Genomic DNA, 13,351 nt, shown 5'->3' with positions numbered 1-13,351 from the left:
TAAATTTAATATATGCTAACTGAACATAGAAAAAAATGGAGCTATCCAATGCCTGGATAGCTCCATTTTTGCTAAATTTGTAAAGGGTTTAACGTAATTTTTGATAAAAAAAGTTTATACTGAAATAAAGAACTAAAAATAGGGGCGGTTAATATGAAAACAGTTGTTGTATTAGGTGGCGGAATTACGGGATTGTGTACAATGCATTATTTACAACGCCAAGTTCAGGAGAAAAACTTAAATGTAAAGCTTGTACTCGTTGAAAAGAATACATACCTTGGTGGCAAGCTTCACTCTGCATATGAACAAGGCTTCATTATGGAAACAGGAGCAGATTCTATTGTAGCGCGTCATAAAGGTGTCATGGAGTTAGTAGAAGAACTTAATTTTGAACAAAATCTTGCGTATAACGAAACGGGTATTTCGTATATATACACGAATAATGAGTTACATGCCATCCCTGCAGACTCAACGTTCGGTATTCCTATGAGCTTACAATCTCTTGAGGAAAGCACGCTTGTATCAGAGAAAGGTAAAAAAGAAGCGTTAAAAGATTTAACCATGCCAAATGAAGTGTTTACAAAAGAAAGCTCTATCGGGGAATTTTTAACATACTATTTAGGTGAGGAGCTTGTTCAAAACCAAATAGCGCCCGTACTTGCAGGTGTATATTCAGGAGATTTAAATCAGCTTTCCATTGCTTCCACTTTACCGTATTTAATCGATTACAAAAACGATTACGGTAGTATTATTAAAGGTTTCGATGCAAACAGGGAACAATTTGTGAAAGCCGCCAATAAGAAATTTATTTCATTTAGAAATGGGTTATCTTCACTAATAGATCGACTTGAAGAAACATTAACGGATGTAGAAATTATAAAAGGGATTGCCACTACAAATGTTAAAAAGCAGGAGAATCAATACGCTGTTACATTAGCAAACGGAAAAATGATTGAAGCAAATCATGTTGTAATGGCACTGCCAAATGAAGCGGTACAAAGTTTATTGCAGGATGAATCTTTGAACTGCTATTTTGAACGATTCAATACTGCATCCGCCATTACGATGTACTTAGGATTTGATGTACCCGATAATAGATTACCAGCAGATGGAACAGGCTATATTGTGTCACATAATTCGGATGTTATTTGTAATGCAGCAACGTGGACAAGTCGCAAGTGGAAACACACCTCAGCAGAAGGAAAATTACTTGTACGACTTTTTTATAAGAGCATTAACCCTGAGTATGAGAGATTACGTGTGATGACAGATGAAGAGTTAGCAACTGTTGCCCTAGAGGATGTAAGAAAAAGCTTGGGGATTGAGGAAACGCCAACTATTGTTGACGTGACAAAATGGATTGATCAAATGCCGAAGTACGACTTGGCACATCGTGAAGCGTTGCAAGGTCTCTTGCAAGAGCTTGAGGAAAACTATCCAAATTTATCAATAGCGGGATGCTCTTATTTTGGAGTAGGCATAGGTGCATGTATTCAAAATGGTAAAAAAATTGGTGAGGAACTTGCTGGAAAACTATCGTAATTGTCTGAATTAAATCAAAATATAATGTTTTTCGTAAAAATTATCCTCTGTTCTGTGAAATAGTCTTGACTCAATCGTTCGTAAACGATATGATTCTTTTAATTATTTAAAAAATTCATACTACATTCTTATCAAGAGAAGCTGAGGGACTGGCCCTATGAAGCTTCAGCAACCAACTTATTGTCAGGTGCTAAATCCAGAAGACCGTTGAGTCGAAGATGAGAAGGAAAAACAATTACGAAACGACGTAAAAGCCTTCTTTTTTTATGAAAGAAGGCTTTTTTTTATTTTAAAGATAAGGGAAGAGAGGCTAGTTTTATGGGATTGCTTGAAAGGTTAAAAACGCATGTTCTTACAGCAGATGGCGCAATTGGTACGGTTTTATACGGCTATGGCTTGGAGTACTGCCATGAGGAAATGAATGTACAGAGACCTGAATTAATTGAAAAGATTCATAGAGAATATATAGCAGCTGGTGCCGATATTATTCAAACGAACACTTACGGAGCTAATGCCATAAAATTAGCCCGTTATGGATTAGAATCTCGTGTGCAGCAGTTTAATGAAGCTGCTATAACGATTGCAAAACGAGCAGCGGCAGATGGTGGACAATTTGTCTTAGGTACTATTGGAGGAATCCGTGGTATTCGTAAAAGTGACGCAACGTTAGAGGAAATTTTAGCAACAGTTGATGAGCAGGCAACTGTTTTACTTGCAGGAAATCCAGATGGTCTTTTACTTGAAACGTATTATGATTTTGAAGAGCTAACAGCGACTTTAACAATGCTACGAGCTAAAACGAAATTACCGATTATTGCTCAAGTTTCTATGCACGAACCCGGAATTTTGCAAAATGGAATGAGCTTAAATAACGCCTTACATAAACTTGAAGCGCTAGGTGCTGATATCGTTGGTGTTAACTGTCGCTTAGGTCCTCACCATACTATACAAGCATTCGAAGGAGTAGAGCTTCCTAAAAAGGCATTTATGTCAGCATATCCGAACGCCTCTCTCCTTGATTTGGAGGATGGCCGTGTCGTATATGAGTCGGAGGCAGATTATTTTGGTCGAGCAGCTGTAGAGCTTCGTGATCAGGGGGTACGTTTAATTGGTGGCTGCTGTGGTACGACACCAAAGCATATTGCTGCAGCGAAGAAGTACTTAGAGGAGCTATCCCCGGTCGAGAAAAAGTATGCAAAGCCAGAAAAAGTAGAGGTTGTCCGTGAGGCAGAGCCAGCAAATTATGAGCCATTACATGTAAAAGTAAAACGGGAACGCTCGATTATTGTGGAGTTAGATACACCAAGACATTTAGAAATCGAAGGCTTTATTGAAGGGGCAAAAAAATTATATGAGGCTGGCGCGGATGTAGTCATGATGGCAGATAATTCACTTGCTTCACCAAGGATTAGTAATGTCGCAATGGGTGCCTTACTGAAAGAAACGCATGGGGTACGCCCGTTAACCCATATAACATGCCGAGATCGTAATTTAATTGGTCTTCAATCACATTTAATGGGATTAAATGCACTAGGAATTCATGATATTTTAGCAGTGACTGGAGATCCGACAAAGGTAGGTGATTTCCCAGGGGCTACTAGCGTTTATGACGTCTCTTCAATGGAGCTCATCCAATTAATAAAACAGTTAAATGAAGGTGTATCGTTTTCAGGGAAACCACTTCGTAAAAAGGCGAATTTCTCTGTGGCGGCTGCCTTTAATCCTAACGTACGTGTGCTCGATCGCGCTGTCTCTCGATTAGAAAAGAAAATTGAATATGGGGCAGATTATTTTATTTCACAGCCTGTTTATTCAAAGGAAAAAATCGTGGAAATTTACGAGGCGACAAAGCATTTAGAAACACCAATTTATATAGGCATTATGCCAGTAACGAGCTATAAAAGTGCGGAGTTCTTACACCATGAAGTGCCAGGCATCAAACTATCTGATGATGCGTTAGCACGTATGAAGGCTTGTGGCGAAGATAAGGAACGCGCAACACTAGAAGGAATTGCAATTGCCAAGGAATTAGTAGAAGTAGCAACGGAATATTTCAATGGTATTTACCTCATCACACCATTTTTACGCTACGATATGACACTAGAATTAATGAAATTTATTGAGCAATTGGATGAACAGAAAAAAGGGGTAAGTATAAATGGCTAAGCACTTGATTGAAGAACAACTAGAGAAACGAATTTTAATTCTTGATGGCGCAATGGGAACAATGCTACAAAATGAAAATTTATCGGCAGAGGATTTTGGCGGCGAGGAATATGATGGCTGTAATGAAAATCTCGTGCTAACTAGACCAGATGTGCTGGAAAAAATTCATGGGAAATATTTAGAGGCTGGAGCAGATATTATTTGTACAAATACATTTGGAAGTACTCCACTTGTATTAAATGAATATGATCTTGGTGCGAAAGCAGAAGAGATTAATAAACGCGCTGTAGAAATTGCACGCAAAGTAGTGGATGAGTTTTCAACATCCGATTGGCCACGTTTTGTAGCGGGGGCTATGGGACCAACTACAAAAACCTTGTCGGTTACAGGTGGTATTACATTTGATGAGTTAGAGGAAAACTTCTATGTTCAGGCAAAGGCATTAATCGAAGCCGGGGCGGACATTCTGTTGCTAGAAACCAGTCAGGATATGCTAAATGTTAAGGCAGGAACATTGGGGGTATCTCGTGCCTTTGAAGCAACGGGAAAAGAGCTACCTGTGATGATATCAGGAACAATTGAACCGATGGGAACGACACTGGCTGGTCAAACAATTGATGCTTTTTACATTTCTATCGAGCATATTAAACCATTGTCAGTGGGCTTAAACTGTGCGACTGGACCAGAGTTTATGACTGATCATATCCGTTCACTAGCAGAGCTTTCAACAGGCTATATTAGCTGTTATCCGAATGCAGGCTTACCTGACGAGGAAGGCTGCTATCATGAGTCACCTGAATCGCTGTCACAGAAGCTAAAAGGCTTTGCAGAAAAGGGTTGGCTGAATATAGTTGGAGGATGCTGTGGTACAACGCCAGCACATATTGCTGCTATTCGAGAGGTGCTAAAGTACGAAAAGCCTCGCCAATTACCAGATGCAACACATGGTCATGTAGTATCAGGCATAGAGCCATTAGTGTATGACGATTCTATGCGTCCATTATTTATTGGAGAACGGACAAATGTCATCGGCTCTCGTAAGTTTAAAAATTTAATTATTGATGGGAAGTTTGAGGAAGCAGCAGAAATCGCACGTGCCCAGGTGAAAAATGGAGCACATGTTATTGATATTTGTTTAGCAAATCCTGATCGCGATGAACTAGCGGATATTCGTGGCTTTATGCAGGAAGTTGTAAAAAAAGTAAAAGTACCTCTTGTGATTGACTCGACAGATGAAAAAGTAATTGAGGAAGCACTTAAGTTTTCTCAAGGGAAAGCCATCATTAATTCTATTAACTTAGAGGATGGCGAGGAGCGTTTTGACGCAGTTTTACCGCTAGTGAAAAAATATGGGGCCTCTTTAGTAGTGGGGACAATTGATGAGCAAGGCATGGCGGTTGATCGACATCGTAAGCTAGAGATTGCTGAGCGTTCTTATAAATTGTTAACAGAAAAATGGGGTATTGCTCCCGAAGATATTATCTTTGACCCATTAATGTTCCCAGTAGGTACAGGAGATGAGCAATATATTGGCTCAGCACTTGAAACAGTAGAAGGTATTCGCCTTATTAAGGAGAAAATGCCACGTACATTAACGGTGCTTGGTGTAAGTAATATTTCATTCGGATTACCACCAGTAGGTCGTGAAGTATTGAATGCCGTGTATTTATATCACTGTACACAGGCTGGTTTAGATTATGCAATTGTGAATACGGAGAAGCTAGAACGTTATGCATCTATTCCTGAGGCAGAGATTAAGCTAGCAAATGATTTACTCTTTCATACAAATGATGAGACATTAGCCGTCTTCACGGATTTCTATCGCGATAAAAAGAAGGAAAAAACAGAGGAAGATATTCCGAAAACAGTAGAAGGTCGCTTAGCTTACTATATTTTAGAAGGTACAAAGGAAGGGCTTATTGAGGATTTAGAGGCTGCTCGTGAAATTTTCGAAACACCGCTTGCTATTATTAATGGACCTTTAATGGATGGAATGGCAGAGGTTGGCCGCTTATTTAACGATAATCAGCTCATCGTAGCAGAGGTATTACAATCAGCAGGGGTTATGAAAGCAGCAGTAGCACATTTAGAGCAATTTATGGAGAAAGATGAAGAGAGTGCTGGCAAGGGGAAGATGGTTCTTGCAACTGTAAAAGGCGATGTGCATGATATTGGGAAAAACCTTGTTGATATTATTTTAAGTAATAATGGCTATAGGGTGATTGATCTTGGCATCAAAGTAACACCTTCCCAATTAATAGAAGCGATTCGCAAGGAAAAGCCAGATTTCATCGGGCTTTCAGGCTTACTTGTAAAGTCAGCACAACAAATGGTTATTACAGCTCAAGATTTCAAGGAAGCAGGTATTGACGTACCTATTTTAGTAGGGGGAGCGGCATTATCCCGTCGCTTTACGGAAACAAAAATCGCCGGCGAATATAATGGACCTGTCATTTATTCAAAGGATGCGATGCAAGGATTAGAGCAGGCAAATCGATTAATGGGGACAGATACACGTGCAGATTTCTTAGCTGAAATTAAGGAATCACGTGAAAAACGCTTAGAGGCAGACGAAAAAAGAGCGGCTCGCCCTATTAAAGAGGTAACAATAAAGCCTGTACGTACAATAAAGGAAGCGTCTGTCTTTCTACCAGCAGATGTGCGACGCCATGTAAAGAGAGAATATGCTGTTTCGCATTTATATCCATATGTTAATATGCGGACATTACTAGGACATCACCTAGGCTTAAAAGGTCAAGTACAGCAATTACTTGATGCTGGCGATGCAAGAGCAACGGAGTTAAAGGATTTAGTCGACGATTATTTACAAAGGGACCTATTGAAACCATCAGGTATGTATCAGTTTTTCCCTGCACAAGCCGATGGGGATGATGTAGTCGTTTATGATCCAGCAGATAGCAAAACAGAAATTGAACGATTTACCTTCCCGCGTCAACAAGTTGAACCGTTTTTATGTCTTGCAGATTTCCTGAAAACAGTTGAAAGCGGTGAAATGGACTATATTGCCTTAATGGTGGTAACAGCTGGCCAAGGGGTTATGACGAAGGCTCGTCAGCTAAAAGAGGAAGGGAAATTCCTTGAAAGTCATGCATTACAATCTACAGCCCTTGAGCTTGCAGAAGGCTTTGCAGAGCGTATGCACCAAGAAATTCGTGATCAATGGGGCTTCCCAGATGCAACAGATTTTACAATGCGTGATCGTTTCGCAGCAAAATATCAAGGACAGCGCTTCTCATTTGGCTATCCTGCATGTCCGAACTTGGAGGATCAAGAGAAATTGTTTGGCTTATTAAAACCAGAGGACATTGGTGTTCACTTAACGGAAGGCTTTATGATGGAGCCGGAAGCTTCTGTTTCAGCAATTGTCTTTGCACATCCAGATGCTCGATATTTTAATGTGTAATGCTAGAAAAAAGTGGTATAACTTTATGTAATGAGGTTAAAGCCTCGGCATAATTGAAGTAGGACGTGAGCATGATGATTCGATTGATGGAAGAGAAAGATTTACCTGGTGTTTTAGATATTTACAATGACATTATTTTAACGAGCAAAGCCGTTTATCGATATGAAACACAATCGTTAGAAGAAAAAAGACAATGGTTCACGGAGCAGCAAACAATCGGAAATCCACTGCTAGTCTTTGATGTAAATGACACAGTAGCCGGCTTTGCAACATATAGTCAGTTCCGTCCATATCCAGGCTATAAGCACACAATGGAGCATTCTGTATATGTGCATAAGGATCATTATCAAAAGGGCATCGCTATACAATTAATGCATGAGCTTATTCAAATTGCTAAAGAGCGAGATGTGAAAACACTCGTAGCGGGCATTGATGATGAAAACATCGGAAGCATTAAAGTACATGAAAAACTAGGCTTTGAATACGTGGGTACAATAAAGAATGCAGGATATAAATTTGGACAGTGGCTAGATCTTGTATTTTATCAGCTACAGTTAACCGGACCAAAAGCATAGAAGGGTATGACATGTCATATTCTTTCATACTGAGGGCAAACTCTAGTTTATTTGCATAAAGCTGAATAATAATTGACCCCGACATGCAGCATTTTGAGAGGAGTATCGAAAGTATTATTTTCCTCTATAGTGGATTTTTATGATATTTTAATAAATAGTTATATGGATTAGCTTGTCTACTTATGTTAATGATGAGGAGTTATTGATTTTTCACGGAGAGTGGCGACTCCTGCGGGATTAGCTTGCGCTGAAAGCCCCGCAGGAACAAGTGACGAGGAGATTGAAGCCAAGCCCGCGGAAAGCGCCAACTCGGAGTGAAAATCAACCTTTGTTTATTGATACTTTTGACGAAAAGATAAAAGGGTATGACAAATGTCATGCCCTTTTTATGATGTTTGCTTCTGTTGCATGATTGTACTCTTGTTTTATGATGAGGTCATAAGAAAAAATGAAACGAGGGAGTAAAAATAATGGCAACAGATAAAGAAAAAACAAAAAAACTGCGCCAAGACGTAGCACCATTTGCAAAGTCTGACACAGCTAAAAGTATTTTTCAAATGGTGAATACGATTATACCTTTAATAGCTCTATGGGTAGCTGGCTATATGTTAGTGGATGTTTCACCATGGTTAACAGCTGGGTTAAGTGTAATTTCTGCTGGATTTGTCGTACGAACTTTTATTATTTTCCATGATTGTACACACGGTTCATTTTTCAAAAGTAAAAAAGCAAACGACTGGGTTGGTTTTGTAACTGGGGTGTTAACATCATTCCCATATGAAAAATGGAAACGTGAACATACAATTCACCACGCAACTAGCTCGAACTTAGATAAGCGTGGTATCGGTGATATTGATATGATGACAGTGGAAGAATTTATACAAGCATCTAAAGGACAACGTTTATGGTATCGTTTTTACCGTAATCCATTCGTAATGTTTGGCTTAGGACCACTGTTTATGGTGTTGATTTTAAACCGTCGTAATCGAAATGACGCTAAACAGAAAGAACGTTTTAACACTTATTTAACAAATGTAGTCATCGCGGGAATCTGTGTTGCCCTAATTTACTTTATGGGGTGGCAAGCATTTTTATTAGTGCATGTAGTAACATTGTTTGTTGCTGCTTCTCTAGGCATTTGGTTATTTTTTATCCAACATACGTATGAAGATTCTTATTTTGAGCATGACTCAGAGTGGGATTTTGTAAAGGCTGCTGTTGAAGGTAGCTCGTATTATAAATTACCAAAGCTATTACAATGGGTTACAGGCAATATTGGTTTCCACCATGTACATCATTTAGCCCCACGTGTACCGAACTATAATCTTGAAAAGGCGCATAATGACATACCGCCATTACACACTGCAACGACTATTACGTTACGTACAAGCCTAGAATCATTACGCTACAAGTTATATGATGAAGATCAAGGCAAGTTTATAACCTTTAAAGAAGTTAATGAAATCATCAAACGAAAAGCAAGAGGCAGTTTAGCTGCTTAGTAGAATTTTTTCAGCCATCTCTTCTATGGGATGGCTGTTTTACGTAAACATTGTACAACAAGCGCAGTAAAAACCATGTGCAGGCATAAAATAAATTTTCTTGTTATAATGAGGGAAAAGTAGGAAAGAGCGTGAGATTATGTTGAGGAAATGGCAAAGTATTATTCCAAATAGTCCAATGCTCAGTGTATATTTGTGGATTATTTTCTGTTTCCTACCGTTTTTCTTCATTTTTAGAAAATCATCTTATATAGAAATATCAATGGGTATTACATTTTTAATGCTATATTTTATTTTCTATCGGTTTTCCATGAATTCGAAAAACGGTCTTGTTTATATGTGGATTAGCTTTGAAATGGTCATTAATATCGTTATGACCATATTATATGGCTATGTGTATTTATCAATTTTCACAGCTTTCTTCATTGGGAATATTCGTAAACCGGTTGGCTTCTATATTATATATGGTCTACATATTGGTTTTACGGTTATTTCTACAGGTGTTGGCTTCTTCGTTGAGCTAAACTTATTTTTATCACAATTACCATTTGTTGTTTTAACGATTTTAGCGGTTGTACTTCTCCCGCTAACGATTTATTCAAAAAATAAACGTGAAAATTTAGAAGGTCAGCTTGAGACGGCTAATGAACGAATAGCGGAGTTAATTGTTTTTGAAGAACGCCAACGTATTGCTCGGGATTTACATGATACTCTCGGTCAAAAGTTGTCGATGATCGGCTTAAAAAGTGACTTAGCTTCAAGATTAATTGAACGTGATCCACAGCAGGCTCTAACAGAAATTAAGGATATTCGTCAAACGGCGAGTATCGCATTAAAAGAGGTGCGAGAATTAGTATCGGGTATGAGAACGGCTAGATTTGAGGACGAACTTATGCGTATTGCTCAAATACTAAAGGCCGCTGAAATGGAGTTTGTATTTGATGGTGATAAAGATACATTACAAGTTCCGCCGCTTGTAGAAAATGTATTATCCATGTGCTTAAAAGAGGCAGTCAATAATGTCGTTAAGCATAGTGGTGCTACAAAATGCGAAATCGCCTTCCATCAAAATTTTAAGGAAGTATATTTAATCGTTCGTGATAATGGGCAAGGAATCACCAAAAAGCAAGCTTTGAAAACCGGAAACGGATTAAAGGGAATGCGAGAACGGTTAGAGTTTATAAACGGTTCTTTTAAAATCGAAAGTGAAGAGGGCACTACATTAACAGTGTCGATTCCAGTTGCGATTACGCATCAGAAGGTCAAAGAAAATCTGAAGAACATATAGAAATGAGGACTGTGACATGATACGAATTGTAATTGCTGAAGATCAGGGTATGCTATTAGGCGCACTCCGTTCATTACTTAGTATGGAGGATGATATGGAGGTCGTCGGCTTAGCAAAAAATGGTGAGGAAGCATTGGCGCTTGTTGAAGAGCATCAGCCTGATATTTGTATTATGGATATTGAAATGCCAGTAAAAACTGGATTGGATGCTGCCGAGGAACTGCATGGCACAGGTTCTAATTGTAAAGTAATTATATTAACGACATTTGCAAGGCCAGGTTATTTTGAGCGTGCAAGAAAGGCTAGCGTTCGTGGCTATTTACTAAAGGATAGTCCGATAGAAGAATTGGCCAGTGCCATTCGCACAATTATGGACGGCAAAAGAATATATGCGCCTGAGCTCGTTGATTTTGTCTATGAGGATGATAGTGAAAATCCTTTAACTGACCGTGAGAGCCAGGTACTGACGCTTGTTGCAGAGGGGAAGACGACAAAAGAAATTGCTGCAGAATTATTTTTATCGGCAGGGACTGTCCGCAACTATATCTCCACTATTTTAGAAAAATTAAATGTTGGGAATCGTATTGAAGCCATTGCACGTTTTAAGGAAAAAGGGTGGAATAAGTAATAATACACTTATACCTAAGAAAAAAATAAGAAAAAAATAGACAAAAGGCATTGAATAATTTAAATTCAGTGCCTTTTGTCATTATAAAAGAATAATTGGTATTGTATATTTTGACTACTAATGATAATATTTAGTAAATGCAAAACGTTTTAATGGGAAGGATGGAAATAATTATGAATAAAATAACGAAAATTACTTCAATAGCTTTTTTAGCTACAACATTTGTCGTGACAAGCGCAAATCCTTCAGCAGTTTTGGCTGCAAGCAACGAGATAGTTGAGACAGAGTCATCTATCCCATTAGAAAGTAGTATGGATAAAGCTGTTCAGGCAGCATTAGTTGGACCTGAAATCAAAAAACTAAATGTACTAGGTCATGAATTTAATATAAAACCTGTTTCTATTACAAAAAAGGATCATCTAACAGTTGTAAATGGGCAAATCTCCCATCACTTAAGCTGGCGTCCAGATGATCAATTATACTACCGCATTGAAAAAGAAAATGGAGAAGTAAAACAAGTGGAGATCAAAATTGATCGAGGAGGATGGACAAGTTTATCTGCTCCATTTATTGCTACATTAGCGCAAAAAAATGATATCCCGATTACGCTAGAAATGATCCAAGAGCTTGGGCAAAAATTAGGTAGTCTTATTGATGGTAAATGGGAGTATGCAGCAGAATCCATTGTTTCAACCATTGCTTTACATGTTGAATAATATAAATCTTTAATCAGTGGGGCTTTTTATTACCCTCACTGATTATTTTATTACACGCTTTTAATGGACTTCTAATAAATGGAATTGCTCTTGCGGGAATAACAGTTAAACTGAGAATCTGAAATAAAGCATAGAGTGAGGGAAGCAGTTTAGTGTTTGCCTGTGGAAGGTACGTTCTTGAAAGACTAAAGCCAGAAGCTTATTCAATTAAGCTTCTGGCTTCTTTATGTTAGACCTTATTTTTTACGTTTTGTTAAACGTCCAAGAACGAATGCACCTGCTGCTACAGCTAGGACTGTGTTCGTTTTTTTCGTAAATACTTGTTTTGTAACAAGATTAAGATTTTGAGGACGCTCCGCTAAACGGCGCATAAAGTAGCCGTACCAATCTTCGCCGAATGGTACATATACACAGAAGTTATAGCCTTCTTTTGCAAGCTCTTTTTGCAGATCTGTACGGAAGCCGTAAAGCATTTGGAATTCGAATTTATCAAGTGGAATATTATTGTCCGCTACAAAGCGTTTTACGTGTGCAATAACATTATGGTCATGTGTTGCGATGGACGTAAATTTACCATGTAGTAAATGATATTCAATTAACTCGATGAAATTTAAATCAATATCTAATTTATCTTGGAAAGCAACTTCTACAGGCTCCTTATAAGCACCTTTTACGATACGAAGGCGATAGTCTTGGTATTTTTCGATATCGTCCTTAGCACGGTAAAAGTAAGATTGGATAACAGTGCCCACATTATTAAACGTTTTAGATAGCTCTTCAACCATATCAAAGGATGTTTGTAAACGATCGTAGTCTTCCATGTCAAAGTTTACGAATATATTATATGCTGCTGCTTTTTCTACAATCTCATATAAATTATCGTAGCAAAAATCAACATCAATATCTAAACCTAATTGAGATGGCTTTAACGAAATATGCGCATCAACGCTATTTTCGTGAATAGCCTCAATAGCAGCAAGGATTTGTTCTTTAGCTTTTGTTGCTTCTTCTTCAGTTGAAACAAATTCCCCTAAATTATCTACTGTACAAGAGATTTTATGCGCGTTTAGCTCTTTGATACTAGCAATCGTTTCTTCAATATTTGTACCAGCTACTACACTTTGTGCTCCTAATTTTAGGCCGTATTTTTTTGCAGTACTATTTAATAGTTGGTTTTCAGATAAATGGATGAAAAAATCGCGTAATAACATGGGTCATTCTCCTCACTGCATTTTCTTTTTATTATAACATAATTTAGAAAATATATATTGTTTTTAATATAACGATTATTTCGTTTCAAGAATTTGCATGCGTTCATTAAAAAGTGCAGGATAACTTAAAAAACCAATCATTATGCTTGATAATGTCGCTGCTGTTAGCAGGGCGAAAATGATTAATAGTTGGAATTGCACCGCTTGAATAGGATCTGCTCCGCCAATTATTTGACCACTCATCATACCTGGTAATTGAACAAGACCAATTGTTTTTTGGCTTTCGATTGTAGGAATCA

At 38.1% G+C, this 13,351-nt stretch carries 10 protein-coding genes and 1 riboswitch; of the genes, 8 read left to right on the top strand and 2 right to left on the bottom strand.

The window, feature by feature from the left end:
- The first annotated feature begins 153 nt into the window (after nt 1-153).
- The 8 genes from ACFXN8_RS16050 to ACFXN8_RS16015 all read left to right on the top strand — a co-directional run bounded on the left by ACFXN8_RS16050 (nt 154) and on the right by ACFXN8_RS16015 (nt 11,841).
- The gene (locus tag ACFXN8_RS16050; protein ID WP_386846466.1) at nt 154-1,542 is read left to right on the top strand and encodes a protoporphyrinogen oxidase; all 1,389 of its coding nucleotides are present in this window, start codon (nt 154-156) and stop codon (nt 1,540-1,542) included.
- 125 nt (nt 1,543-1,667) lie between these two features.
- A riboswitch (SAM riboswitch) is annotated at nt 1,668-1,767 on the top strand.
- 93 nt (nt 1,768-1,860) lie between these two features.
- A complete protein-coding gene (locus tag ACFXN8_RS16045) occupies nt 1,861-3,708 on the top strand; it encodes a bifunctional homocysteine S-methyltransferase/methylenetetrahydrofolate reductase (protein WP_386846464.1) in 1,848 nt (615 codons plus the stop codon).
- Nucleotides 3,701-7,132: a methionine synthase gene (gene metH / locus ACFXN8_RS16040; RefSeq protein WP_386846462.1), complete on the top strand. Its 3,432-nt coding sequence runs from the start codon at nt 3,701-3,703 to the stop codon at nt 7,130-7,132. The genes ACFXN8_RS16045 and metH overlap by 8 nt, the downstream gene beginning before the upstream one ends.
- 74 nt (nt 7,133-7,206) lie before the next feature.
- Nucleotides 7,207-7,707 (top strand): GNAT family N-acetyltransferase, encoded by a 501-nt coding sequence (locus tag ACFXN8_RS16035; protein ID WP_386846523.1) that lies wholly within the window; start codon nt 7,207-7,209, stop codon nt 7,705-7,707.
- Nucleotides 7,708-8,177: 470 nt separating this feature from the next.
- Nucleotides 8,178-9,209 carry a Delta(5) desaturase DesA gene (gene desA, locus ACFXN8_RS16030; RefSeq protein WP_376075546.1) on the top strand — a complete coding sequence of 344 codons (1,032 nt, stop codon included), beginning with the start codon at nt 8,178-8,180 and terminating at the stop codon, nt 9,207-9,209.
- 139 nt (nt 9,210-9,348) lie between these two features.
- Nucleotides 9,349-10,497 (top strand): sensor histidine kinase, encoded by a 1,149-nt coding sequence (locus tag ACFXN8_RS16025; protein WP_483869460.1) that lies wholly within the window; start codon nt 9,349-9,351, stop codon nt 10,495-10,497.
- Nucleotides 10,498-10,513: 16 nt separating this feature from the next.
- Nucleotides 10,514-11,125, top strand: coding sequence for a response regulator transcription factor (locus tag ACFXN8_RS16020; RefSeq protein WP_323651140.1), 612 nt, complete (start codon nt 10,514-10,516; stop codon nt 11,123-11,125).
- Between the two features lie 173 nt (nt 11,126-11,298).
- On the top strand, nt 11,299-11,841 hold the full coding sequence (locus ACFXN8_RS16015; protein ID WP_386846459.1) for a methyltransferase: 543 nt from the start codon (nt 11,299-11,301) through the stop codon (nt 11,839-11,841).
- 236 nt (nt 11,842-12,077) lie between these two features.
- Here ACFXN8_RS16015 and ACFXN8_RS16010 read toward each other — a convergent pair whose 3' ends face one another.
- Nucleotides 12,078-13,052, bottom strand: a complete 975-nt coding sequence (locus tag ACFXN8_RS16010; RefSeq protein ID WP_386846457.1) for a proline dehydrogenase family protein — start codon at nt 13,050-13,052, stop codon at nt 12,078-12,080.
- A 75-nt stretch (nt 13,053-13,127) separates the two neighbouring features.
- The coding region (locus ACFXN8_RS16005) for an ABC transporter permease (RefSeq protein WP_386846455.1) at nt 13,128-13,351 on the bottom strand (224 nt) is incomplete at its 5' end.

Origin of the sequence: Lysinibacillus sp. NPDC059133 (genome assembly GCF_042755925.1) — a bacterium.
Classification (GTDB): domain Bacteria; phylum Bacillota; class Bacilli; order Bacillales_A; family Planococcaceae; genus Lysinibacillus.
Note: the sequence above shows the minus strand (reverse complement) of the source record. Positions and strands in the feature narration are given on the sequence as shown.

Coding starts and splice junctions, on each gene's coding strand:
- ACFXN8_RS16050 (WP_386846466.1), top strand. CDS start 154: ATGAAAACAGTTGTTGTATTAGGTGGCGGAATTACGGGATTGTGTACA.
- ACFXN8_RS16035 (WP_386846523.1), top strand. CDS start 7,207: ATGATTCGATTGATGGAAGAGAAAGATTTACCTGGTGTTTTAGATATT.
- metH (WP_386846462.1), top strand. CDS start 3,701: ATGGCTAAGCACTTGATTGAAGAACAACTAGAGAAACGAATTTTAATT.
- ACFXN8_RS16010 (WP_386846457.1), bottom strand. CDS start 13,052: ATGTTATTACGCGATTTTTTCATCCATTTATCTGAAAACCAACTATTA.
- desA (WP_376075546.1), top strand. CDS start 8,178: ATGGCAACAGATAAAGAAAAAACAAAAAAACTGCGCCAAGACGTAGCA.
- ACFXN8_RS16020 (WP_323651140.1), top strand. CDS start 10,514: ATGATACGAATTGTAATTGCTGAAGATCAGGGTATGCTATTAGGCGCA.
- ACFXN8_RS16015 (WP_386846459.1), top strand. CDS start 11,299: ATGAATAAAATAACGAAAATTACTTCAATAGCTTTTTTAGCTACAACA.
- ACFXN8_RS16025 (WP_483869460.1), top strand. CDS start 9,349: ATGTTGAGGAAATGGCAAAGTATTATTCCAAATAGTCCAATGCTCAGT.
- ACFXN8_RS16045 (WP_386846464.1), top strand. CDS start 1,861: ATGGGATTGCTTGAAAGGTTAAAAACGCATGTTCTTACAGCAGATGGC.